Source organism: Agromyces sp. NPDC058110, from assembly GCF_042884735.1.
Taxonomy (GTDB): Bacteria; Actinomycetota; Actinomycetes; order Actinomycetales; family Microbacteriaceae; genus Agromyces.
Genome location: NZ_JBHVTI010000004.1, coordinates 66,839 through 91,310, shown reverse-complemented (window position 1 = coordinate 91,310; position 24,472 = coordinate 66,839). Strand labels below are relative to the sequence as shown.

General features: G+C 72.9%; 20 protein-coding genes. 12 read left to right on the top strand and 8 right to left on the bottom strand.

Features of this window, described 5'->3' with window-relative positions:
* Positions 1-3: 3 nt before the first annotated feature.
* From ACFVS8_RS10665 to ACFVS8_RS10655, 3 genes are read right to left on the bottom strand one after another with little or no spacing between them, the layout of a single operon-like run.
* The gene (locus ACFVS8_RS10665; RefSeq protein ID WP_387061425.1) at positions 4-1,341 is read right to left on the bottom strand and encodes a wax ester/triacylglycerol synthase domain-containing protein; all 1,338 of its coding nucleotides are present in this window, start codon (positions 1,339-1,341) and stop codon (positions 4-6) included.
* A complete protein-coding gene (locus ACFVS8_RS10660) occupies positions 1,338-2,321 on the bottom strand; it encodes a glycosyltransferase family 2 protein (RefSeq protein ID WP_387061423.1) in 984 nt (327 codons plus the stop codon). Before ACFVS8_RS10660 ends, ACFVS8_RS10665 begins: the two co-directional genes overlap by 4 nt.
* Positions 2,305-3,522, bottom strand: coding sequence for a glycosyltransferase family 4 protein (locus ACFVS8_RS10655; protein WP_387061420.1), 1,218 nt, complete (start codon positions 3,520-3,522; stop codon positions 2,305-2,307). The genes ACFVS8_RS10660 and ACFVS8_RS10655 overlap by 17 nt, the downstream gene beginning before the upstream one ends.
* Positions 3,523-3,791: 269 nt before the next feature.
* Here ACFVS8_RS10655 and ACFVS8_RS10650 point away from each other — a divergent pair, with 269 nt between their 5' ends.
* The 7 genes from ACFVS8_RS10650 (at position 3,792) to ACFVS8_RS10620 (ending at position 11,660) form a co-directional block, all read left to right on the top strand.
* Complete coding sequence (locus ACFVS8_RS10650) at positions 3,792-4,643, top strand: hypothetical protein (protein ID WP_387061417.1); 852 nt, start codon at positions 3,792-3,794, stop codon at positions 4,641-4,643.
* A gap of 8 nt (positions 4,644-4,651) precedes the next feature.
* Positions 4,652-6,370: an O-antigen ligase family protein gene (locus ACFVS8_RS10645; protein ID WP_387061414.1), complete on the top strand. Its 1,719-nt coding sequence runs from the start codon at positions 4,652-4,654 to the stop codon at positions 6,368-6,370.
* On the top strand, positions 6,367-7,227 hold the full coding sequence (locus ACFVS8_RS10640) for a glycosyltransferase (RefSeq protein ID WP_387061411.1): 861 nt from the start codon (positions 6,367-6,369) through the stop codon (positions 7,225-7,227). The genes ACFVS8_RS10645 and ACFVS8_RS10640 overlap by 4 nt, the downstream gene beginning before the upstream one ends.
* Complete coding sequence (locus ACFVS8_RS10635) at positions 7,224-8,822, top strand: lipopolysaccharide biosynthesis protein (protein WP_387061408.1); 1,599 nt, start codon at positions 7,224-7,226, stop codon at positions 8,820-8,822. The genes ACFVS8_RS10640 and ACFVS8_RS10635 overlap by 4 nt, the downstream gene beginning before the upstream one ends.
* Complete coding sequence (locus ACFVS8_RS10630; RefSeq protein WP_387061405.1) at positions 8,819-9,691, top strand: SGNH/GDSL hydrolase family protein; 873 nt, start codon at positions 8,819-8,821, stop codon at positions 9,689-9,691. Before ACFVS8_RS10635 ends, ACFVS8_RS10630 begins: the two co-directional genes overlap by 4 nt.
* A complete protein-coding gene (locus ACFVS8_RS10625) occupies positions 9,688-10,629 on the top strand; it encodes a glycosyltransferase (protein ID WP_387061402.1) in 942 nt (313 codons plus the stop codon). The genes ACFVS8_RS10630 and ACFVS8_RS10625 overlap by 4 nt, the downstream gene beginning before the upstream one ends.
* A gap of 71 nt (positions 10,630-10,700) precedes the next feature.
* A complete protein-coding gene (locus tag ACFVS8_RS10620) occupies positions 10,701-11,660 on the top strand; it encodes a glycosyltransferase family 2 protein (RefSeq protein WP_387061399.1) in 960 nt (319 codons plus the stop codon).
* Here ACFVS8_RS10620 and ACFVS8_RS10615 read toward each other — a convergent pair.
* The 5 genes from ACFVS8_RS10615 to ACFVS8_RS10595 form a co-directional block, all read right to left on the bottom strand.
* A complete protein-coding gene (locus tag ACFVS8_RS10615) occupies positions 11,609-12,766 on the bottom strand; it encodes a glycosyltransferase (RefSeq protein WP_387061397.1) in 1,158 nt (385 codons plus the stop codon). The genes ACFVS8_RS10620 and ACFVS8_RS10615 overlap by 52 nt on opposite strands.
* A 46-nt stretch (positions 12,767-12,812) precedes the next feature.
* Complete coding sequence (locus tag ACFVS8_RS10610) at positions 12,813-14,333, bottom strand: sugar transferase (protein ID WP_387061394.1); 1,521 nt, start codon at positions 14,331-14,333, stop codon at positions 12,813-12,815.
* 471 nt (positions 14,334-14,804) lie between these two features.
* Positions 14,805-16,025 carry a glycosyltransferase gene (locus tag ACFVS8_RS10605; protein WP_387061391.1) on the bottom strand — a complete coding sequence of 407 codons (1,221 nt, stop codon included), beginning with the start codon at positions 16,023-16,025 and terminating at the stop codon, positions 14,805-14,807.
* The gene (locus tag ACFVS8_RS10600) at positions 16,022-16,582 is read right to left on the bottom strand and encodes an acyltransferase (protein ID WP_387061388.1); all 561 of its coding nucleotides are present in this window, start codon (positions 16,580-16,582) and stop codon (positions 16,022-16,024) included. The genes ACFVS8_RS10605 and ACFVS8_RS10600 overlap by 4 nt, the downstream gene beginning before the upstream one ends.
* A 140-nt stretch (positions 16,583-16,722) precedes the next feature.
* Complete coding sequence (locus ACFVS8_RS10595) at positions 16,723-17,964, bottom strand: polysaccharide pyruvyl transferase family protein (RefSeq protein WP_387061385.1); 1,242 nt, start codon at positions 17,962-17,964, stop codon at positions 16,723-16,725.
* Positions 17,965-18,306: 342 nt separating this feature from the next.
* On the opposite strand from ACFVS8_RS10595, the gene ACFVS8_RS10590 reads away from it, so the two are divergent.
* Genes ACFVS8_RS10590 through ACFVS8_RS10570 form a run of 5 tightly spaced genes read left to right on the top strand, consistent with a single transcriptional unit; the run spans position 18,307 to position 24,470 of the window.
* Positions 18,307-20,037, top strand: a complete 1,731-nt coding sequence (locus ACFVS8_RS10590; RefSeq protein ID WP_387061382.1) for a fatty acyl-AMP ligase — start codon at positions 18,307-18,309, stop codon at positions 20,035-20,037.
* Positions 20,034-21,758 carry an acyl-CoA dehydrogenase family protein gene (locus ACFVS8_RS10585; RefSeq protein WP_387061379.1) on the top strand — a complete coding sequence of 575 codons (1,725 nt, stop codon included), beginning with the start codon at positions 20,034-20,036 and terminating at the stop codon, positions 21,756-21,758. Before ACFVS8_RS10590 ends, ACFVS8_RS10585 begins: the two co-directional genes overlap by 4 nt.
* Entirely contained in the window at positions 21,740-23,527 is a 1,788-nt protein-coding gene (locus ACFVS8_RS10580) for an acyl-CoA dehydrogenase (RefSeq protein WP_387061376.1), read from the top strand. Before ACFVS8_RS10585 ends, ACFVS8_RS10580 begins: the two co-directional genes overlap by 19 nt.
* Positions 23,524-23,775: an acyl carrier protein gene (locus tag ACFVS8_RS10575; RefSeq protein ID WP_387061373.1), complete on the top strand. Its 252-nt coding sequence runs from the start codon at positions 23,524-23,526 to the stop codon at positions 23,773-23,775. Before ACFVS8_RS10580 ends, ACFVS8_RS10575 begins: the two co-directional genes overlap by 4 nt.
* The gene (locus tag ACFVS8_RS10570) at positions 23,772-24,470 is read left to right on the top strand and encodes a 4'-phosphopantetheinyl transferase family protein (protein WP_387061370.1); all 699 of its coding nucleotides are present in this window, start codon (positions 23,772-23,774) and stop codon (positions 24,468-24,470) included. Before ACFVS8_RS10575 ends, ACFVS8_RS10570 begins: the two co-directional genes overlap by 4 nt.
* Positions 24,471-24,472: the final 2 nt, after the last annotated feature.

Sequence of the window (24,472 nt, the reverse complement as noted above, 5' to 3'; positions counted from 1 at the left end):
CGGTCAGCTCCCCACGGTCGCGGTCGCGGGCACGGGCACGGGCAGGGGCACGGGCACTGCCGCGAAGCACTCGGAGATCACGGCCATCACCGCGTCGACGTCGGTCGTGGCCCGTGCGGTGACCGAGATCGAGAGCGTCTTGCCGTACGAGCACGAGAGGCAGGCCAGGTCGTCGCGAGGGTCGCCGGCCGGCCAGCCGGTGACCGAGCGGATGGGGGCCTCCCCGAAGAAGCGCTGCCTCGGGCCCCAGGTGATGGAGGTCGCGTACCCGCGCCAGTCGGGGGTTCCGAGGCCGCGGTTCGAGCGGTCGTCGACCGCGGCCTGCACCTGCGCCCGCACCGCGGGAACCACGAGCTCGAGCGGGTCGGCGGTGGGCACGGTCACCTTGACGATGCTGATGTGGTTGCGTGCCGCGTCATCCGTGCGCGACCGGCGTGAGATCGGCACGAGCAGCGACATTGTCTCCGAGTCGGGTTCGAGCATCGCCACGGCGCGCAGCGTCGCCGCGACGGTGAGGTCGTGCACGGTGCCGCCCAGACGGTACGCCAGCTTGGTCGCCGGAGCGAGGTCGACCTCGACGTATCGGGAATGACGAGGCACGAGCAGGCGCTCGGCCTCGCCCGACGCGATGATCGCCCGGTTCTTCAGCGGTCGGATGACGCGTCCGCCCCACCTGCGGAGGCGGCGCACGAAGGGCTTGCGCCAGTACTCGTGCCAGGCATCGGCCCGACCCGACCGCGCGGCGAACCAGGAACGGCCGGCGATGGCGAGGATCCCGACGCCGGTGCGCGGCGGCACGCCGACCGCGTCGCGCTCGTCGTCGGAGATCTCGGGCAGGGAGGTCGAGGGCGCGGTGCCGGCCACGACGTCGCCGATCTTGAGCCCGAAGAGCGCGTCGCCGATGACGTGGTGGTACCTGGCGACGATCGCGACCCGCCCGCTGTCGAGCTCGACGACGAGGAAGTCCCAGAGCGGGCGGGAGAGGTCCATTGGGCCGTTCAGCCGCCCGGTGAGGATCTCGACGTGGTTCGGGTCGTCGGGCTCGATGTCGGGGTGCAGTTTCACGTGCTCGGCGATGTCGAGGTGGTCGACCGGCACCCATGCGGGCGTCGTCAGGCGCAGCGGCGTCGGCACGAGCCGCTGGCGCATGGCCGGCACCTGCCAGGTGAGCGCCGCGATTCTGGCGCGCACGGCGACGAGGTCGATGGAGCCGTCGGTGCCGCGCAGGTGCTCGCCGTCGAGCACGAGCGCCGCGGCGGCGATCATGGACTCGAATGCGACGACGTTGGCGACGTACTTCTCGTCGAGCGTGCCGATCAGCTCGGCCTTCGTCACGGTCATCGCGCCCTCCCGGGGTCTCGGTCGATCGGGGCGTCGAGCGTCGACTCGAGCGGCGAGCCGGTCCTCGTGTCGAGCTCGCTCCCGAGCGGCGTGACCGCCGGAGGGTGCTCGTCGACGAAGGTCGAGCCGTCGAGGCGCATGCCCGCGCCGATGAAGAACCCCTGGCGGATGCCGCGCAGCATCGCGCGGTCTGCCGTGCCGCGGCGGGGGTCGCGCAGGTGCCGCGCCGCCCGCCCGAGCGTGCGCTTGAGCAGCACGGCGAGCATCACCGCGCCGACCGGGAACCGCAGCCGGATCATCTTGTTCGACAGCGCGCCGAGCCCGAGGCCGTAGCCGTGGTGGAGCTCGGTGTAGTCGTCGCCCTGGCGCGTGTTCATGTGGTGGATCACGCACGCCGGGTCGTGCACGATGGCGTGCCCGGCGTCGAGGATGCGGCAGAACATGTCGAGGTCCTCGGCGCCGGCGAGGGTGCGTCCGGCGCCGAGCACCGGGTCGAACCCGCCGAGCTCCAGCACGAGTTCGCGCCGGAAGGCCATGACGGCGCCGTGCCCCGCATCGAGGCCGTGAACGGGACGGGTGAAGCGCTTCGGCGGCGAGCCCGACTCGGTGCCGACGAGCGTGTGGTCGAGCATGCGCCCCGTCACGGCGCCGACCCCGGAATCGGCGAAGTGCTCCAGCACGGGGTCGATCCACCCGGCGACGGCGACGCAGTCGTCGTCGGTGAAGAGCACGAGCGGACGCGTGCTGGTGCGCAGGCCGAGGTCGCGGGCGATCGAGAGGCCCTTGACGTCGCTGCGCACGTACGATGCGCCCGAGGACATCGCCGTGTCGCGGGTCGCGGCGTCGTCGGAGGCCGAGTCGACGACGAGCACCTCGACGTCGCGCGGCACGGAGGCGAGGATCGACTCGAGTGCGGCTCCGAGCATCGTGGCACGGTTGCGCGTGCAGACGATCACGGCGAGGTCACGCGGCGTCGGCACGCACGCTCCCGTCGGTGAGTGCGGCCGACTGCGACCGGTACGCGGCCACGAGGCTGCGGGCCGCTGCGGCCCAGGTGAGCTCGGGAGCATGCTCGAGGGCGCCGCGCCGCAGGCGTGCGAGCGTCGCGGGGTCGCCGTCGAGCAGGTCGAGGTGCGCCGTGAGCGTCTCGACGTCTCCGGTCTCGTGCACGAGGCCGTGCACGTCGTGCTCGAGCAGGGCGCCCGCGGCGGTCGAGACGAGCGGCACGCATCCGGCGGCCTGCGCCTCGTAGGTCACGAGGGCGCTGCCCTCCTCGACGCTCGGCAGCAGGAGCACGTCTGCGCGGGCGAGTTCGTCGACGGGCGAGGCGGTGACGCCGCGCAGGTGCACGCTCGGGTGCGCGATGCGATCGGCGAGCACGGCTCGGTACTCTTCGTCGACCAGGCCGAACACGAGCAGCCTGCCGCTCTCGCTCGCGGTCGAGGCGAGCCAGGCGTCGAGGGCGTGGTGCAGGCCCTTCCGCGGTTCGACCCGCCCGAGGAACACCGCCGTGAGCGGTGCGCCCTCGACGTCGTCGCGCTCGATCCCGCCCTGCGGCGTGCAGCCGTACCGGTGCCGCTGCAGGCGAGACGGGTCGAACCCTCGATCGAGGAAGGTGGTCGCGACGGCGTCCGACGGCACGAGCAGTGCGGTCGCGGTCGCCCACTCGCGTTCCTCGGTGGCCAGCCTCACCGGGTCGGCCGCGTGCGAGGAGCCCGTGCGCGGCTGGAGCCCGAGCCGAGCCGACTCGGCGGCGACGACCTCGTACGCGTGGGCGGTGTGCGTGTTCGGCACCTCGCGATACGAGCGGATGCCGCGGGCGTGCGCCGCCTCGATGGTGCGCGTCGCGGCGAGCGGCCACACGTGCACGACCTCGTGCGGGCGCTGCGCGACGACGCGGGCGGCGACCCGGTCGTGCCACGCGAGCGCGCGATCACGGCCGAGCACGCGATGCGGGATGCGCCGGCCGGCGACCTCGAGGGAGGTGGTCACCGAGGTGAGCCCGTCGACCGGCCTGGCGATGCTCGCGGCGACGAGGTGCACGTCGTGCCCGGCGCGCACCAGCTCGTTCACCTGGTTCCACGCCGTCCAGCCGATCCCGGGCGCGCCGAAGGCGTGCGGGAAGCTGTAGAGGATCGAGATGCGCTCGCCGCCTCTCGCCGCCGTACCCGTCGAGCCCATAGAGCACCCCCGTGACGCAGACTGTGTCCTTCCAACCATCGATGGACTGCGCGGGGGGCACAACGGAATGCGCCGCTTTGACTCGCAGAGTTAACAGGCGCGCAACAGAAAACGGGGGCGCCGTTAACACCCCGGCCGCACCATGAGCATGACGAAGTGTTCCTCGAAATGCTCTTCTGCGATGGCGCGCCGGGTTCCGAGAAATCGGCATGGGGGGCACCCGCAGAATCGTGGACCTGACCGGTCGCGAGCACGAGGGAGACGCACACATGGAGACTCCGAAGTACCTGCAGACGCTGTGGAGCTACAAATGGCTGCTCGCGTTCGGCCTGGTCGTCGCCGCGGTCGCCGCATTCTTCGCGGGCTTCAGCGTGACGAGCGACGGGGTGCAGTCGCGCGCGGTGCAGTCGTACACGGCGAGCACCACGGTGCTCGTCACGAGCCCGACCGACACGCTCTTCCAGTCGCAGGTCCCCGGCCAGACGATCGAGGAGGGCGTGACGGCGGCCGAGCCGCTCGACCTGGCCGCGGCGACGCAGATCTACGCGTACCTCGTGTCGGGCGCCGAGGTGCGGTCCGAGGTCGAGGCGGCCACCGGGCCCCTCGACGAGGACACCGAGTCGATCACCGCGATCCGGCGCACGACCCAGCCGGCCGGCGACGAGCGCTTCCCCGGCTCGCTGAAGCTGCCGGTGCTGCAGATCGTCGGCACGGCGTCGACCCCGGAGCGCGCCGAGGAGCTCAGCGCGACCGCGACCGACGTCTTCCTCGACTACGTGGCGTCCGAGCAGACGGCCAAGCAGATCGCCCCCGAGAACCGGGTCGAGCTCGAGGTGCTGAACTCGGGTGCGGCCGTGGCGGGCGAGACGAGCAACCCGGCCATCCCGATCGTCGTGACCGGCTTCGCGGTGTTCCTGGGCTTCGTCGCCCTGGCCTTCGTGCTCGCCGGGATCCGCTCGAACCGCGGCAAGCGCAACCGGCCCCGCCGTCGCTCGCGCGTCGCGCCGCCCGCGGGTGACGGCACGACGCCCCAGGCCGACACCTCGAGCGTCGAGGTGATCGAGCCCACCGCGGACGAAGACGACCAGGTCCTGGTCGGCGCCGGCACCCGAGCGGACTGAGCGCGGCCATGAGCGTCGCTCACGGCGTCCCGCACGGGGACGGCGCGCAGGTCGTGGCGCGCGACCACGTGTCGCGCCGCGGCGCCGACGGAGGCCGGTCGCCCCGCGGCGGCAGCATCGCGGGCGCCGGCGGGCGACCGGGCCGCGGCCGGGTGATCGCCGCGGCGGTCGTGCTCGCGGTCGTCGCGCTCGCCGCGGTGCTGCTGCTGCCGCCGCTCATCGCCGCTGCGGCCATCGCGTCCGTCGCCGTGATCGTGCTGCTGCGGCGGTTCATCTTCACCTGGACGGCCATGATCATCAGCCTCGCGGCGGTCATCATGCTGGTGCCGGCGCGCCGGTACGCGATCCCCATCCCGCTGCCGTTCCAGCTCGAGCCGTACCGGCTCGTGCTCGGCATCGTGATCATCGCGCTCGTGGTCTCGCTGATCCTGAAACCCGAGGTGCGGTGGCGGCCGGTCGCCTTCGGCTGGCCCATCGGCATCTTCCTCGCGACCATCGCCGTGTCGTTCGTCGTGAACGTGACCGACCTCGCGAACGAGGCGCTCATCGGCACGGCCGTCGGCGGCATGGTGCAGATGGGGTTCATGCTCGCCGTCTTCTTCGCCTTCCGCCTGCTGCTGCGCAGCGAGCGCGACGCGATGCTGCTCATCACGTTCATCACGTGGGCGGGCGTGGTCGTCGCGTTCTTCGCCGTCGTCGAGCGGATGTCGCGCTTCAACGTGTTCCTCGTGCTCGGCAACTTCCTGCCGCTGACGCTGCTCCGCGAGGGCGGCGACGTCAGCCGGGCCGGCGTCGCGCGGGCGTTCGGCTCGGCGCAGCATCCGATCGCCCTGGCCGTCGCCCTCTGCATCCTGATCCCGCTGGCCGTGTACCTCGCGAAGTACGCGGCCTGGCCGCACAACGAGATCAACCGCCGGATCGTCTACGGCGCGGCGACCGTCCTGCTCTTCGGCGGCATCATGGCCGCGATCTCGCGCACCGCGGTGGTCGTGCTCGCGGTGATGTTCCTCGTGACGCTCATCCTCCATCCGAAGGTCGCCGGCGTGCTGTTCGCCCTCGCGCTGCCCGTGATGCTGCTCGCGGCCGCGGTGGTGCCGAAGGTGTTCGAGTCGATGGTGCTCTCGTTCCTCGACGTCGACTCGCTGGTCGCCTCGCAGTACACCTCGGCGGGCATGGGCGGTGCGGGGCGCCTCGCCGACCTCGAGCCGGCCATGGCGGAGGTGGAGCAGCGGCCCTTCTTCGGCAGCGGGTTCGGCAGCCGCATCGTGATCGGCGACGACGCGAACGCGTTCATCCTCGACAACCAGTTCCTCGGCACGCTCATGGAGACCGGCGCGCTCGGCGTGCTCGGGCTCGCGGTGCTCCTGCTGGTGCCGCCGATCATGCTCCTGCGCTTCGCGTTCACCCAGGCTGCCGAGCGCCGTCACGCGCTGCTCGCGTTCGCGATCGCCGTCGCGATCTCGGGCTACATCGCCGCGATCTTCTTCTACGACGCCTTCGGCTTCTTCCAGACCTTCTTCATCCTCTGCATGCTGCTCGCGGTCGGCGCGTGGCTGCTCACCGAGGCGCCTCGGCGTGCGGTCGAGGCGACCGGGTCGAGGGCGGATGCCGCGGCATCCGTCGAGGCCACCGACGCCGATGCGGCGCTCGCCCGCCCGTCGACCGGCGGCCCGTCGGAGCACTCCTCCTCGGCCTCCGGCGCCCTCGCCGAGGCGGCCGCGCGATGACGGCGAGGATGTCGGTGGTCATCCCCGCGCACGACGAGGCGGCCGTGATCAGTCGCCTGCTCGAGGCGCTCGTCGCCGACCCGCGCGCGGCCGAGTGCGAGATCGTCGTCGTCGCGAACGGATGCACCGACGCGACCGTGCGGGTCGCCCGCACCTTCGCGCCCGTCGTGCGCGTCGTCGAGATCGAGGCCGCCTCCAAGATCGCGGCGCTCGAGGCGGGGGATGCGGCGGCCACCGCCTTCCCGCGCGCCTACGTGGATGCCGACGTGCTCGTCGACCTCCCGGCGCTCCTCGCCCTCGCCGACCTGCTCGACGAAGCCGACGGGCCGCTCATCGCGTCGCCGCGGTTCGAGGTCGACACCGCGGCCTCGTCGTGGGGCGTGCAGGCGCACTACCGGATCTGGGACCTGACCGACTACCGCACGCGCGGCCACATCGGGTCGGGCATCTACGCGCTCTCCCGAGCAGGCCGCGAGCGCTTCGACTCGTGGCCCGACGTGATCGCCGACGACCGGTTCGTGCAGCAGCTGTTCGCGCACGAGGAACGCGGCACGCTCGACGGGCACGTCTTCACGGTGCGCGGGGCCCGCACGCTCGGCGCGCACCTGCGACGGTCGACGCGCATCGCGCGGGGCAACCTCGAGCTCCCCGACGACCGGGGCCTGCACGCCGACGAACCGATCGGAGACCGGATGGCGAACCTGATCGGGCGCGTCGCGCGCCGCCCGTCGTTGTGGCCGGCCTTCGCCGTGTACTGCGTCACCTCGACGATCCCGCGGATGCGCGCGCACCGGGCGATCGCGGGCGAGGCCGCACGCGACTGGGCCCGCGACGACTCCAGCCGGGTGAGCGCATGAGCGGGCAGGGCGGCGACCGCCTCGCGCACACGTCGTCGCGCGGCGTGTTCGTGACCATGGGCGGGTTCGGCGGCAAGACGCTCATCCAGGTCGCGTCGACCGTGGTGCTCGCGCGCATGCTGACCCCGGCCGACTTCGGCCTCGTCGCCATGATCACGGCCATCGTCGGGGTCGCCGACCTCGTGCGCGACTTCGGCCTGACCGGCGCGATCATCCAGGCGAAGCAGCTCAGCGAGCGCATGTGGATGAGCGTCATGTGGCTCTCGGTGGCCCTCGGCATCGGCTTGACGGCGATCATCGCCGTCAGCGCTCCGCTCATCGCGATGCTCTACGGCGAGGAACGGCTGATCCCGCTCACTCTCGCCATCGCGCCGATCCTGCTCATCAACGGACTCTCGATGCCCATGCAGGCGCGCGTGCAGCGCGACCTCAAGTTCGGCACCCTCGCGAACATCGACGTCGTGTCGATGCTCTGCGGCGTGGTGCTCGGCATCGGCGCGGCCGCGATGGGGTGGGGCGTCTGGTCGCTCGTCGTCATGTCGGGCGCCGGCCAGCTCTACCGGCTCATCGCGCTGTGGGTCGCGTCGCGACCGAGGTTCGGGCGCCCGTACATCTCCCGCGAGGTGGTGCCGCTCGTCTCGACCGGCGGCAGCATCTTCGGCGTGCAGCTGCTGAACTACGCGGCCAAGAACGCCGACAACGTCATCATCGGCCAGCAGATGGGCCCGGCCGCGCTCGGCCAGTACTCGCGCGCGTACGCGCTCTACCTGTTGCCGATGCAGCAGCTGAACGGCACGCTCGGCCGGGTCGCGCTGCCCGTGCTCAGCAAGCTGCAGGACGACGGCGACCGGTACCGCCGCTACATCCGCGGCGCGCTCATGATCATCGGCTACCTGACGATCCCCGTGTACGCGGTCGCGGCGGCGGTGTCGTCGCCCCTCATCGCGATCCTGCTCGGGCCCGGGTGGGAGCAGGCGGCGACGCTGTTCAGCCTGCTCGCGATCGCGGGCATCGCGCAGTCGATCGGCAGCGTGCTCGGGTGGCTCTACATCACCCTCGGGCGCGCGCACCGGCAGCTCGTCTACTACCTCGTGACCCGCCCGATGGTGATCGGCGGCTACTTCCTCGGCATCTGGTGGGCGGGCGTCGAAGGGCTCGCGCTCGTCTACGGCCTGCTCACCCTCGTGCTGCTCGTGCCCGGGTTCTACTACGCCACCGTCGGCACGTTCGTGCGCGTCGGCGACATCATCCGCCCGATCGTGCGCCCGGTGATCCTCGCGCCACTGTGCTTCGGCGCCGCGTTCGGGGTCGAACGGCTGACCGACGGACTGCCGACGATCGTGCAGCTCCTGCTCGGCGCGGCCGCCGGCGTCGTGCCCCTGTTCGTGTGCCTCGCGATCCCCGCCTACCGCCGCGACCTCGCCGCGATCGTCGGCTTCGTCAAGCAGGTGCGCAAGCCCGCTGCCGCCAAGGCGTCGAACGACCCGAAGGCCGAGACGAAGGCCGAGACCGAGTTCGAGGCAGCCGTCGACACCTCGGTCGAGACGGTGGGCGAGACGACCGGCATCACCGACTCCCGGAAGGCTGACTCGTGACCCGAACGACCAAGGCCATGGCCGCCGCGACCGCCGTGCTCGCGGCGCTCGCCCTCGCCGCCTGCGCGCCGAGCGCCGCGGCGCCGCCCGACCTCACCGAGCTCGAACAGCCCGAGACCGCGCCGACCGTGACGACGCTCGGAATCCTCGGCGACTCCGTCTCGCTCGGCGTGAACGCGTGCGCCGAGCCCGGACAGTGCGCGGCGGCCTCGTGGTCGGGCGGCAGCGACCCCGCGGTCGGGTCGGTGGCCGCACGGCTCGCCGCGGCATCCGGAACCGAACCCGACGTCGTGAACGCGGCCAAGGACGGCGGCGACGTCGAAGACGCGCTCCGCCTGGCCGACGAGGTCGTGGCCGCCCAGCCCGAACTCGTGACCGTTCTGCTCGGCGGCAACGACGCGTGCGCGCCGACCCTCGACGAGATGACCTCCGCCGCCGACTACGAGTCGCGCCTCGGCGAGCTGCTCACGAGGCTGAACGCCGACGTGCCCGGCGCGACGATCCTCGTGCTGTCGGTGCCCGACCTGCACCACCTGTGGGAGATCGGCCGCAGCGACGCCGGCGCCGTGCAGGCGTGGAACTCGAGCCCGTCGTGCAAGAACCTGCTCGGGTCGGCCGACGACGACTCGGCCGCGGCGACCGAACGGCGCGATGCCGTCGCGGCGCGCGTCGACGAGTACAACGAGGCGATCGATCGGGTGTGCGCGGCCGCAGAACGCTGCCTCGACGACGACGGGGCGGTCTTCGCGTACCCGTTCACGGTCGGCGAGATCTCCGCGATCGACCACTTCCACCCATCGATCGCGGGTCAGCGGGTGATCGCCGAGATCGCCTGGCAGGCCCTCGAGAAGGGAGCAGCAGAGGGATGACGACCATGCTCGTGGCCATCTCGGGCGGCCACCTCGCCCAGCTCCACCTGCTCGCCCCGCGCATCGCGGCCGGCGAGGACGTCGTCTGGATGACCGACGACACCGCGCAGAGCCGCTCGCTGCTCGAGGGCGAGCGCGTCGTGCACGTGCCGACCAGGCCGCCGCGCGACGCGATCGGCGTGCTGCGCGACACGCGCATCGCGAGGCGCGCGATCGCCGAGCACGGCGTCGACCGCGTCGTGAGCTCGGGCGCGCAGATCGCGCTCTCGGCACTGCTCCCGGCCCTCGCGCGCCGGGTGCCGTTCAGCTACGTCGAGTCCGCGACGCGCGTCACGGGCCTCTCGACCACGGGTCGGCTCATCGACCGCATCCCGTCGGTGCGCCGCTATGTGCAGTACCCGAACCGCACCTCCGACCGGTGGGGCTACGCGCTCTCGGTGTTCGACGGGTACCGCGTCGAGACGGTCGAGCCGGCAGCGACGGAGACCGTCCGCCGCGCGGTCGTGACGGTGGGCGGCAACGGGGAGTACGGCTTCCGGCGCCTTATCGAGTCCGCCGCCCGTGCGCTGCCCGACGACGCCGAGGTGCTCTGGCAGACCGGGTCGACGGATGTCTCGGGCCTGGCCATCGACGCGAGGCCCGCGGTGCCGTCGGCCGAGCTCTCGGCCGAACTCGAGCGCGCCGATGTGGTCATCGGGCACGCCGGCACCGGCACGGCGCTCGCCGCGCTCGCCGCGGGCAAGGTGCCCGTGCTCGCCGCCCGATCGGTCGGCCACGGCGAGCACGTCGACGGCCACCAGGACGACCTCGCCGCGTTCCTCGCCGAGCGAGGACTCGCGATTGTGCGCCCCGCAGACGCCATCACGGCCGACGACCTGCTCGAGGCGTCGCGTCGGCGGGTGATCAGGCGCGACGACCTCGCGCCCGTCACCCTCTGAGCCGAGCGAACGCCGTCGCGGGACGGCGACCCATGCCAGCCGAAACCCCGACGGACCGGATCGGAGACGACGTGCCAGAACTCAGCATCGTGGTCGTGAACTACAACACCCGCGAGGCGACCAGCGCCTGCCTGCGATCGGTCATCGACGCCTCGCCGGGCGTCGACCTCGAACTCGTCGTCGTCGACAACGGCTCGACCGACGGCAGCGTCGAGGCGTTCCGCGAGCGCTTCGCGGCCGACCCGGTCGCGGTCGTCGAGGCCGGCGAGAACCTGGGTTTCGCGCGCGGGGTCAACCTGGGCGCGCGCTCGGCCGCCGGTTCGTGGGTGCTGCTGCTGAACCCCGACACGATCACGCTGCCCGGCTCGCTCGCGGCACTGCTCGGGTTCGCGCACGCGCACCCCGAGTACGGCGTCTACGGCGGGCGCACGCTGCGCCCCGACGGCACGGTCGACCCGAGCTCGTGCTGGGGCGCACCGACCCTCTGGTCGCTCGCCATGTTCGCGACCTTGGCCTCGACCGCGTTCAAGCGCTCTGCCGTCTTCGATCCCGAGTCGCTCGGACCATGGCAGCGCGACACCGTGCGCGAGGTACCGATCATCACCGGATGCCTGTTGCTGATGCGCCGCGACGACTGGGACCGCCTCGGCGGCATGGACGAGGAGTACTTCCTCTACGGCGAGGACGCCGAGTTCAGCCTGCGCGCCGGCCGCGAGGGCCTGCGCCGGGTCATCGTGCCGGCGGCGGAGATCGTGCACGAGGTCGGCGGCTCGAGCGACGCCGGCGGCGCGAAGGGATGCATGGTCATGGCGGGCAAGGTCACGCTGCTGCGCAAGACGTGGTCGCCCGCGCGCGCCGCGATCGGCGTGCGCCTGCTCGTCGCAGGGGTCGGCGTGCGAGCCGGGCTCGAGAAGCTCACCCGACGCAGCCGTGCGCCGTGGCGCACGGTCTGGTCCCGCCGGGCCGACTGGGTCGACGGCTACCCGCGGGCGGAGACCACGCTGTTCGGCAGGTCGCTCGCGCCGGCCTGATCGCCGAGCACCCACTCGCGCACCTCGGAGACGAAGCGCGACGTGTCGAACTCGAGCGCCCGCGCCCGCGCGGCATCCGGCGAGATGGCCCGCACGGCGTCGACGGCCGCGGCGAACCCGCTCGGGTCGTCGGGGTCGTAGTGCACTCCGGTCACGCCGTCGATCACCGACTCGGCGGCGCCGCCCGTGCGATTGACGATCACGGGGCACCCGGCGGCCATCGCCTCGACGGGGATGATGCCGAAGTCCTCGACCGGCGGGAACACGAAGGCGAGCGCGCGCTGGAAGAGGGCGCGCATGAGCTCGTCCGAGACGCGGCCGAGCACGTGCACGGGAACCGGGGATTCGTCGGCCAGGGCCTCGAGTCGTTCGCGCTCTGGGCCCGACCCGGCGACGACCACGGGGATCCCGAGTCTCGCCCCCATGCCGATGACGGCGTCGTGGCGCTTGTACGGCACCAGCCGCGACGCCGCCATCAGGAATCCGCGATCCGGCAGCGCCGCGAGCAGGTCGCGCTCGGCCTGCGTGAGGTGGTCGGACCACCGCGGCACCGCCGCGATGGCGGCGGCGTCGACGGGAGGATGGATGACGCGCGCATCGCGATCCCACGCGCGGCCGATGCGCTCGCGCACGAACGCGCTGTTCGCCGCGAGCGAGCCCGATGCCGCGGCCGCGCGCCGATCGACGCCGCGGAGGTACGCCCGGGCGAGGCCGGCCATCGGGACGACCGTGCGGCTGTCGAGCTCCGGCTCCCACAGGTACCTCGCCGGGGTGTGCACGTACGAGAACTTCGGCACCCCGCGTGCCGTGCCGAACCCTGCGTGGTGCGCGAAGACGTAACTGCTCGTCACGACCCACTCGGGCTCGAGCGAGCCCCATCCGCGACGCCACGTGCCCGACATGAGCGGCAGCGAGAGCGCCTTGCGCCCGCGGAGCGGGGTCCGCGCCAGCCACGACTCGTCGACGGCGTGCGGCGGGAACCGCGTCGGGTCGTCGTTCCAGAGGCACGCGACCCTCGTATCCGGGAGCGCCGATCGCAACCCGTCGAGCACCTGCTCGGCGCCTCCCGACTCCTCGATCCATTCCTGAACGATCAATCCGGTCATGCGCACGTCCGATCCGAGTCAGCGGTTGGTCGGGTTTCCCCGGGGGTCAGTAGGCGCCGTGACTGCCGACGACCGCCCTCGCGGTCTTCAGCAGGATCACGATGTCGCCCGTGAGCGACCAGTTCTCGACGTAGTAGAGGTCGATCTTCACGCTCTCGTCCCACGTGAGGTTCGATCGGCCGCTGACCTGCCAGAGCCCCGTGATGCCGGGCTTGGTGAGCAGGCGCCGGTTGACGTCCTCCTCGTAGCGGTCGACCTCTGCGGGCAGCGGCGGCCTGGGGCCGACGAGGCTCATGTCGCCGATCAGCACGTTCCAGAGCTGCGGCAGCTCGTCGAGCGAGTACCGGCGGAGGGTGCGCCCGATGGGCGTGATGCGCGGATCGTCCTTCACCTTGAAGAGCACCCCGCCGTCGGCCTCGTTCTGCGACTGCAGGTCGGCGAGGCGGGCTTCGGCGTCGATCACCATCGAGCGGAACTTGAGCATCGTGAAGCGCGACCCGCCGACGCCGACTCGCTCCTGCCGGAAGAGCACCGGCCCGACGCTCGTCAGCCGCACGGTCATCGCGATGAGCGCGATCACGGGCAGCAGCACGAGCAGGATCGCCCCGGCCACGACGACGTCGAAGATGCGCTTGACCGCGTGCGCGAATCCCGAGTACTGCGGCAGGTCGACGTGCACCATCGGCAGGCCGTTGATGGGGCGCAGATGGATGCGTGGGCCCGCGACATCCGTCAGCCTCGACACGAGGATGAGCTCGGTGTTCGAGTTCTCGAGGTCCCAGCCCAGCCGGCGGATCGTGGCGTTGCCGCCAGGCAGGTCGCCGGCGATGATGACGGCGCGGGTCCTCGTGCGCTTCGACGTCGCGGCGAGGTCCTTGAACTCCACGGTCGGGAGGTCGATCGACGCGCGCTTGGCCGATCTCGCAGGCCCGGCGTAGGCGGCGCCGATCGCGCGGTATCCCACCCGGTACTGGCGTCGCAGCTCCGCCGCCACGCGCATCACGTCGTCGGGGCGGCCCACGATGATCGCGCCCGTCGTGCATCGGCCGACCCGCCGCATCCGGTGCAGCCCGCCGCGCCAGGCGATGCGGCCGAGGAGCAGCAGCACGAGCCCCAGTGGGAACGCCACCGCGAGGTAGCCGCGGGCGATGTCGATCTGGAAGAGGAACGCGACGGCCGCGAGCGTGCCGAAGGTGAGGAACGTCGCGTTCACCACCCGCTGGTACTCGACCATGCCGGTGCCGATGTTCCGCAGCATGCGCGACCTCGTGGCCGAGAGCGCGACCAGCCAGCCGACGGCGATCGCGGCGGTCAGCGTCAGGTACGCGAGGTCGGACTGCGGGGTCGAGGCCTTCAGCCCGGTCGTCTGGAAGCGCAGCAGCTGCGCCACCAGGAGCGCGGCGAGCACGACCGCGGCATCCGTGACCGTGAGCGCGAACACCAGGCGGTGCCGCCAGCCGAGCCGCCTCGGCTGGGCCGCGACGCGGTGCCCGACGGCCGACGCCCGCTCGAGCAGGCGCTCGCCCGGCATGCCGAGCCGGGTGATGGATTCGGCCTCACTGGACATCGGACGACCCCCTCGGACGTCGGGCGACTCCCATGCGGAACCCGGCGTCGGGACGACCGCCGAGGCCCGCATGCGGAACGGGTGCTTGGTGGGCGGACGCTGCCCTGTCGAGACGGAGTGCGAGTCCATGGACTTCGGCCCCCAGCCGAGTCCGGCCGGAAAGCCGACGACTTCGAAACGCGCTCTGCGGCGATCAAAGCATCAGGACCGGAGCGCCGGTAGGCCTGCGCGAGGCTGTTCACAGGCTCTTCAGGAGGGGGTTACACCCCCGACACAAAGCGGCCGATCAGCGGCCGATCCTGCCCTCCGAACGGGGGGTGGCGGAGGGCGCGCGGGGGAGTCCGGCAGGCGCGTATGGGGTCACGCGGACGACCTCGGCTGAGCTCAGTGGGGCCGGTAGGGGCGCGCGGCGCGGAGGTGCGGAACGCGCTCCGCATCGAGGTGCGGCACGCACCGTCGTGCGGCCCGGCGTCAGGACCGGGCGAGATCGAGCATCAGCTCGTGCCTGGCCGACCACGAGTTGGCCTCGATGAACTCGAGCCGGAGTTCCTCGGGGGCGCGGCCGAGCCCGAGCGCGACGTCGACCGCATCGGCGAAGTCCGCGACGCGGTCGACCAGCAGCACGCGGTCGTCGATGTCGCGCACCGGCGGCAGGTCGATCGAGACGACCGGCACCCCCGCGGCGAGGTACTCGTACACCTTGAGCGGGCTCATGGCCTCGGTCAGGGGCGTGCGACGGTGCGCGAGCAGGCAGACCTCCGCATTGCGGAGGGTCGCGACGAGCTCGGCGCGCGCGACGCTCGCGTGCACGTGCACGTTCGGGAATCGCCGCAGGTCGGCGACGTACGCAGGATCGGGGCACGGCCCGAGCAGCACCACCTGGAGCTCCGGCCGTCGAGTCGCGAGGTCGGCGATGCCCGGCACGTCGAGCCGCGAATCGAGCGTGCCGACGTAGACCGCGCGCGGGCCCGGGATCTCGGCGAACCAGGCGGGAGCAGCCGGAAGCAAACCGAGCCACTCGTCGGGCTCCACGCCGTTCGGCACGACCATCGCCGGACCCGTCGGCGCGATGCGGTCGATGATCTCGGCGGACACGGCCGCCACCGACCGCCCGGTCGCGGAGATCCGGCGATAGGCCTCGCGATACGCGGGCCAGTACGCCTGCCTCGCCGGCGAGCTCAGCCAGTCGTCGCGGGCGAAGAACGTGACGCCCGACGCCCACTCGAACGGCGCGAACCCGGCCACGAGGGGGTTGGTCGTCAGCACGTGCGGTGCGACGAGGCCCAGGCGGTCGGCGGCGCGCTCGAGCGAACGGTCGTACCGCGAGTACTCGGCCTCGACGCCGGAGACGGCGACCGGGTCTTCGCGCCGCAGCCTGGCCGGGCGGTGGTAGGCCACACGCTCGTCGGCCGGGAACCGCACGTCCCGATCGAGCACGGGCGAGGCCGCCACGCGCGGCAGCCAGCGGAACGGGTCGGCGACCAGCAGCCGCCGCACCTCCGGGCTGCGCATGAGGCTCGACAGGATCCGGTCGGGCGGGCGCATCATGCCGCGGCGCACGGCATCCGAGTAGGTCTCGTAGCTGAAGGTGAAGACGAAGTCCGTCGGCTCGGGTCGACGACGCCGGCCCGCGGCATCCGTTCCGGGGTCGTCCTCGGAGAGGGCGAACGAGGCGTCGGCGTGGTCGGTCATGCCGTGAGCTCCCGGATGAGGCGGGCGGGCGCGCCGGCCACCACGCACCTGGCCGGCACGTCGTCGCGGACCACGGAGTTCGCGCCGACGACCGCGCCCGGGCCGATCGTGACCCCCGGCATGATCACCGCGTTCTGGCCGATCCACGCCCCGCGGCAGATGCGCACCGGGGCGACCCGGTCGAGCGGTTGGTCGCGGATGAAGACGTCGGGCTGGTCGAAGCCGTGCGTGTGGTCGGAGATGTACACGCCCCTGGCGATGGCCACCCCGTCTTCGAGCACCACGCTCTGCACCGCCGAGATCGAGGTCTGGTTCATGCGCACGCGGTCGCCGATGACGATCGTGGGCGTCGGCCCGTCGAGGCGGGGGACGATCAGCCAGGAGCCGGGGCCGATGAGCACATCCGAGCCGACGGCGATGCGGTGGGCGTTGCCGACCCGGAACGGCAGCAGGATGCGCGTGCGCGCCCCGAACCGCGCGAAGCCGGTCGAGGCGATCTTCGAGAAGAGCGCATCCCGGGCCCGCTGCATGAACAGCACCACGTTCAGAATGTCCACGTCAGCCTCTCCGTCCGGCGGAGACCCGACATCACGCCCGAATCCGGAACACGTCCTTCGAGGGTCCGTCATCGGCCGAGTCGCCAGCCCGCCCAGCGTAACCTCCGCGCGGGACGGCACGATGGCCCGACGCCGAATGTTTACCCGGAGGTAACAGTACGAACGGGGCGGGGCATGCGCTCGAGGTTGCGGCCCGCGAGCCCGCGCACCTCGTCGAGGCGCGCGGCGATGGCGCGCGACAGGTCGTCGGCGGCGTCGGCGGTGTCGGCGGCGACGCGCGCGAGGTCGGCGGAGAGCCGGTCGGTCGGCACGCAGAGCTGCGGCGCCCCGACGAGGTCCATGAGGCCCTCGACCTTGCCCTGCGTCGCGACGGTCACGGCGGGCACGGCGTGCATGAGGCTCATGACGGCGAGGTGCATGCGGCCGGTGACCGTGATCCGCGCCCGCGACGCGAGTCCGCGGATCGCCGACGGCGAGAGCAGGCGGTCCACGAGCACGACGTCGGGGTCGTCGGCGAAGCGGTCGGCCACCGCGACGCAGATCGGCAGGTCGTCGGCTCCGGGCCGGGAGACGTGCGGCACGAGGAGCACGCCGTGCCCGCGTTCGCGGAGCGCGCGCACGACGTCGACGTAGGGGTCGAGGCCGCCGTCGGCGGGCACGAGTCCCGAGAAGTTCACGAGGGCGAGCGGGCCGGCGACCCGGTCGGCCCAGGTCGCGGCGGTGTCGGCGTCGGTGCTCCGGGCCAGGAAGACGATGTCGGCGCCGTCGATCACGGGCGCGATGCCGTCGGTGCGTGCGCGGGCCGCCGACCTCGGGTCGCGGACGATCGTGTCGACCCCTGTGGCGGCGGCGGCGCGCACGGCCCGGAGCGCGACGGGGTGGGGCGAGGCGTTCCAGCTGAACCCGAGGACCCGCGAGTCGATGCCGATCTCGGCGACGCGCCGCGCGAGGTTCGCGCGGTTCGCCGACGCCCGGTACCCGTAGCCGCCGTCCATGACGTCGGCGCCGACGACCGAGAACGTGGTCGCCGTGCGGAGCAGCTCGCGGAATGCGCGCAGATCGCGCACGTGCCCGACGAGGTCGCCGTACACGAGCGAGAGCAGTGGCACGACCCGCACGCGCTCGTCGTCGATCGAGTAGTCGGCCGGGCGCCGGCAGATGACGCTCACCCGCCCGTCGACGTTCTCGATGAAGGCCTCGACGAGGGCCTGATCGCCGATGTTGCCGCCGCCGGCGGGCGCGAGCAGCACGTGGTGCGGCTCGTCGCGCGGGCCCGCGATGCTCCGGCTCGAGAGCAGCAGGCGGTCGGCGGCGGCGAGCAGCCATGGGGCGCGGAGCGGCTGCGAGAGTCGCTGCCGCAGTGCGCCGAGTCCGTTGGCCATCGAGGCTCCTTCCGGTGGGTCGCGGGGTGGGTCGCGGATGGGCGTGGGTGGGTCGCGGGCTGGACCGCGGGTGGCCGGCGTGCGGCCGGCGGTGCAGATCGCGCGGGCGGCACGCGGCGCGGCCCCCCGACAGGCGCACAGCATATCCGCCCGCGCTCCGCGTGCACGAGGCGCCCCCCGAGCTGGGGGTGCTCTCCGGCGAAGCCGTAACATGCGCGCAACATCGTGTGCGCGTGGTGTTCAAGAAGCCTCCATATGCTCGCCCTCACACCCGGTGCCATCTCCGGACGACGACGTTCATCACAGCTCAGCCGGGCGGTCGACAGGGAGGGAGCCGACGCGATGACGAGCACCACATTCGTCGACGTCATGATGCGCACGGCGTCGACGGCGGGGGAGGACCGCGGGATCCGGTTCTACTCGAGCCCAACCGACTCCGAGTTCCGGTCGTACGCCGCGTTCGATCGCCAGGCGAGGGCGGATGCCGCGACGCTGACCGCCCGCGGGTACGCGGCCGGCGAGGTCGTCATCCTCGCGTTCGATCCCGGTCTCGCCTTCATCCGCGCGCTCTACGCCGTGTTCTACGCCGGACTCGTGGCCTCGCCCGTGCCCGTGTCGGCCATGCGCCAGCCCGGGGCCGCCCTCGGCCGCATGGAGGCGATCATCGCCGACTCGGGCAGCAGGCTCGTGCTCACCGACGGCACGGCGCTCGCCGCGATCGGCCTCGGGCCGGGCGACGCCCCGGCGGGCGCGCAGGTCGCGCAGGTGACGACGCTCGCCGGCGAAGCGGATCCCGCGTCGTGGGCGCCGCCGCCCATCGGCGCGGACGCGCTCGCCCTGCTGCAGTACACGTCGGGCTCGACCGGAACCCCGAAGGGGGTCATGGTGAGCCACGGCAACCTCGTGGCGAACGAGTCCGCGATCACGGCGGCCGTCGGCATCACGTCGGCCTCGCGCACGATGGGCTGGTTGCCGCACTACCACGACATGGGTCTGGTCGGTCAGCTCCTGCAGCCGATCTCGGTCGGCGCCGACAGCGTGCTGACCTCGCCGAGCCAGTTCCTGCGCCGCCCGCTGCTCTGGCTGAGGCTCATCACCGAGTACCGCTCGACCCACACGGTCGGGCCCGACTTCGCGTACGGGCTGTGCACTCGGCTCGTGACCGACGAGCAGCTCGCCACGCTCGACCTCTCGTCGCTCGAGGGTGTGATCACTGGGGCGGAACCGGTGCGCAGCTCGACGCTCGCCGCGTTCGCCGAGCGGTTCGCCGCAGCCGGGTTCGACGGTCGCGCGTTCATCCCGGCGTACGGCATGGCCGAGACGACGCTGCTCGTGACGGCGAGCGTGCGTGACGAAGCGGTGGATCCGATCCGAGTCGACGCCGACGGCGTCGAGGCCGGTGAGCTGCGCGACCCGGTCGGCGACGGGCGCGCGGTCGAGCTCGTCTCGTGCGGGCCGCCCGCCGGGGGGCACGAGATCGCCATCATGGACACCGCCTCCGGCCTGCGCGCCGGCGAGGGATCGATCGGCGAGATCCTCGTGCGCGGGCCGAGCGTCGCGCAGGGCTACTGGCGGCGGCCCGACGAGTCCGCGCAGGTCTTCGACGCCGCGCTCGTCGGCGAGCCCGACGCGCGACGCTACCTGCGCACGGGCGATCTCGGCGCGCTCGTCGACGGCGAGCTCGTCATCACGGGCCGCATCAAGGACCTGATCATCATCCGCGGGCGCAACCTGTACCCGCAGGACCTCGAGACCACGGCAGAGGGCTTCCTGCCCTCCGGATGCCTCAGCGCGGCGTTCGAGGGTCTCGGAACCCAGCCGGCGGTCGGCCTCGTCGCCGAGGTCGATGCCGCCAGGGTCTCGGCCGACGAGCTCGAGCGACTGGCCGAGGAGGTGCGCCGGCGCGTGGTCGACGAGTACACCCTGCCCGAGCTGGGCATCGCCTTCATCCGCAAGGGCACCCTGCCGCGCACCACGAGCGGCAAGGTGCAGCGGGCGCTGACCAGGTCGCTGCTCGCCGACGAGCGACTCGCGACCGTGCTCAGGCTCGGCTTCGATCGGACCCCCGCATGAGCGCGCAGGCGCCGGCGCCCGACGTCGGCACGGCCGACGTCGTCGCACCGCTCGGCCGCGCCTCCGTCGCGGCGTTCGACGGGTTCCTCGGGCGGCCCGACGAGTCGGGCTCGGTGATCACCGAGGAACGATCGGTGCAGCTCGACGAGGCGTCGGCGTTCCCCGTGGAGGCGGTCGCGGCCGTCGACGGGTGGGGGCTCCAGCGCGCGTACGTGCCCGAGGTGCACGGCGGAGGCCTGGGCGACGTGTTCGTGCCGATGATGATGATCCGCCGCCTCGCGAGCCGCGACCTCACGGTCGCCGTGGCGCACGGCAAGACCTTCCTCGGCGCCGTCGGCGCCTGGATCGCCGGCGGACCGATCGCGGCCGACATGGCCGACATCGTGCTGGCCGGGGATCCCGTGTCCTGGGGGCTCACCGAGCAGGGGCGCGGGTCCGACCTGTCGAGCACGGCGACCACGGCCGCCGTCGGCGACAGCATCCGGGTCACCGGCACGAAGTGGCCGATCAACAACGCCACGCGCGGCCGGGCGATGACCGTGCTGGCCCGCACCGGCGACGCCGGACCCCGTGCGCTCTCGCTCGTGCTCGTCGACAAGCATCGCGTCGACGCGGGCACGCTGGCCGCCCGCCCGAAGGTCGCCACGCACGGCATCCGCGGCGCCGACATCAGCGGGCTGGAGCTGCGCGGCACACGCGTCGAGCGCGATCGCCTCGTGGGCGCGCCGGGTCACGGCCTCGAGATCGTGCTGAAGAGCCTCCAGCTCACCCGGCCGTTGACGACGGCGCTCTCGCTGGGCGCGGCCGACCACGCGATCGCGGTCGCCACCGCGTTCGCGTCCGGCCGCAGTCTCTTCGGGCGCTCGCTCGGAGAGCTCCCGACCGCCAGGGCGACGCTCGGCACCGCGATCGCCGACGCGCTGCTGGCGGAGGCGGTGATGTACGCCGGGGCGCGCGGCGCGCATCGTGCACCCGAGGAGATGTCGCTCGTGAGCGCGCTCGTGAAGTTCCTCGTGCCCGACACGGTCGACCTCATGTTCCGCGACCTGACCCCGTTCGTCGGGGCGCGGTCGCAGCTCATCGGCATCGCGGGCGCCGGCGGGTTCCAGAAGGCGGCGCGCGACAACCGCGTCGTCGGCATCTTCGACGGCAACTCGGTCGTGAACCTCAACATGATCGTCAACGAGTTCCCGTCGATCGCCCGCGAGGGCGAGCAGGTCGATGTGGGCCGCGTGGTGGCCGACTTCGCATTCGACGGGCCGGCCGACGCCTGGGTCGACACCGCCAGTCTCCGGCTCGTGACGAAGCGGGGCACCCGCATGCTGCGCGCCCTGCCAGGCCTCGTCGACCTGCTCGGCTCGCGTCCCGCTGCGTCGCCCGCCCGGCGCATCGCAGCGGAAGCCGACCGGCTCGTGCGCGCGGCGGGCGCCGCGCCGCGCGAGTCCGCGCCGTCCGCGGCATCCTTCGACCTCGCCGAGCGGATTTCGCTCTGCTTCGGCGCCGCCTGCGCCGTCGCCACCGAGCTCGCCTCGCCCGAACGCGGTAGCGCGCCCTCCGAGGTGCGGCTCACGGCCGTGCTCGACCGCATCGCCGTGCGGCTCGGCCTGCACCCGTCGACCGCGGCGAGCGGGAGTGCGGCCGCGCTCGCCGACCTCGCGTTCGAGGAGGCCGGGCGGGCGCGGTCGGTCTCGATGCTCGACGGATGGGCGGACGCCGCATGACCCTGCTCGACGGACGCCGGCCGACCGGCACCGACCGGAACGCTGCTCGACGACCGGCGGCCGCCCCGGTCGAGGAGCTCGACGAGCTCTTCGGCGACCCGCGGCATCCCGGACCATTCGACTACGCCTCGATCGTCGCCGACGACGACGCCAGGCGGCTGAGCACGACGGCCGAAGCCCTGCTCGACGAGTGGGGCGCCGCGGCGGAGTTCGTGCCGGCCTCGCTTGGCGGCCGATGGGTCTCGACCGAGGACCTCGTGCGCCGCTGGCGCCCCATCTTCCGCCGCGACCCCGCGCTCGGACTGGGGTACGGCCTCACCACGCTCATGGCGGCCCTGAACGTCTGGGTCGCCGGCGATGCGGCGCAGCGGCGCGAGATCGCCGGCCGGCTGCTGCGCGGCGAGCGCATCGCCGTCGGCTTCCACGAGCTCGACCACGGCAACGACCTGCTCGCCAACGAGTGCGCGGCGCGCCGCGACGCCGACGGCGGCTGGGTGGTCACGGGCACCAAGCAGGTCATCAACAACATCGATCGAGCCGAGTCGGTGCTGGTCATGGCCCGCACCTCGCCGGAGCCGGGGGCGCGCAGCCACTCGCTCCTGCTCTGGCACAAGGATGCCGCCACGCGCCCGCTCGTCGACACGGGCCGTCGCGTGCTCACGGCGGGCATGCGCGGCTGCCGCATCGGCGTCGCCGAGTTCGACGGGCTGCCCCTGCCGGAGTCGGCCGTGGTCGGCGCGGCAGGCACGGCGGCGCAGACGGCGCTCACGGCGTTCCAGGTGAGCCGCGCGGTGATCCCGTCGCTCGCGGTCGCGACCGTCGATGCGACGCTCGACCTCGCCGTGCGCTACGGCGGCGAACGCACCCTCTACGGCGGCGCGGTGCTCGACCTGCCGCACGCGAGGGCGCTGCTCGCCGGGGCGATGGCCGATCTCTGGCTCGCCGACGCGCTGAGCGCGGTCGTCGTGCGGGCCCTGCACCTCGCGCCTGAAGAGTGCCTCGTGCTGTCGGCGGTCTCGAAGTACCTCGTGCCGATGCTCCTGCAGTCCGCGATGCAGGACCTTTCGGTGCTCTTCGGCTCGACGTTCTACGCCCGGGTGGCGCCGTACGACGTCGTCGAGAAGTTCGTGCGCGACCTCGCGGTCGTGCCGATCGGGCATGCGGGATCGACCGCGTGCCTGCTCACGATCCTGCCCAACCTGCCGGCGTGGGTGCGTCGTTCCCGACGGACGACCGCGACCGATCCCGCGCTGTTCCGGCTGGGGGAGCCGCTCGAGGAGCTCGATCTCTCCCGACTCTCGCTCGGGGCCGGATCGAGCGACCCGCTCGGCGCGGCGCTGACCGATCCGGCGGTGCTGGGCGCGCTCGACGAGCGGTCGGCCGCGTCGGTCGGCCGGCTCGCCGCCGGACTCGACCGGTTGCGGGCCGAGATCGCCGACGTCGAGCCCGCGATGCTCGGCGCCGATGCGCCGCCGGGGGCCTTCGCGCTCGCGCACCGCCTCGCCCTGCTGCTGGCCGGCGGCGCGTGGGCCGGAGTGAGCGCGGCCGCGAGCCCGGGCAGCCTGCCGCACGACCCGATCGTGCGTGCGGCCGTGCTCGACCGGCTCGAGTCGAGGCTCGCCGGGCGGATCGCGCCGTCGGCACCCGGGACCGTCGACCACCTCGTCGACGTCGCGGGCGGGATCCTCGATCGAGGCGGCCGGTTCGCCGTCTCGGAGCACGCGTCGGAGCCGCCCGCGGCCCCGCAAGAAGAAGGAGACACCAGATGACCACGGATGCCCCGACCATCGAGTCCTGGCTCATGGGACGCGTCGTCGCGTACGGCAAGGTCGACGCCGGCACGTTCGACGCGACCACGCCGCTCGCGGACCTCGGACTCGACTCGGTCTACGCGCTCACGCTCTGCGGCGACATCGAGGACGAGTTCGACCTCGACGTCGATCCGACGATCGTCTGGGACTACCCGACGATCGGCGAGCTCGCCGGCGGCATCTCCGAACGGCTCGCCGAGGCGTGACCGCCGGCGCGTCGGGCATGCTCGCCCCGTCGGGTCGGCGGGGTGCAGCGCACGGCGCGGCCGACGGGCTGTGGTGGCGCGTCGGCGAATGGATGCCGCGGGCGGCCGGTCCGGGTGAGCCCGCCTCTCCGCGGGCCGACCTCGACGGCGGGCGGGCCCGACACCTGCGCGAACGCCACGAGGCGGGGCGCGACTGGGCCGAGGCGCTCGTGCGCGAGCGGCTCGACGGCCGCTGGCCCGGATTCCGTGCCGATCACCCCGGTCGCAAGCCGCGGCTGCTCGGCGACCACGGCCTCGACGTGAGCATCTCCCACAGCGGCACGACCATGCTCGTCGCGGTCTCGCGCGGGGCTCCCGTGGGAGTCGACATCGAGGTCGCGCCCTTCGAGGCGTTCGCCCGTCCGCAGCTCGTGCGCCGGATGTGCTCGGCGGCCGAGCTCGAGGTCTTCGCCTCCGTGCCCGACGGCCCGATCCGCCGACGGGCCCTCGCCCGCGCGTGGACCGTGAAGGAGGCGACGCTGAAGGCGAGCGGCATCGGACTCGCCCAGGACCCGAGACGCGTCGAGGTCGACGCTCGGGCGATCCTCTCCGACCCCGAGCACGGATCGCGCGAGGGCGCACTCGACACGGCACCGGAGTGGTCGATCGTGCGCCTGCTCGCGTCGGGCGCCGAGCTGCGGCATCCGAACCGCTGATC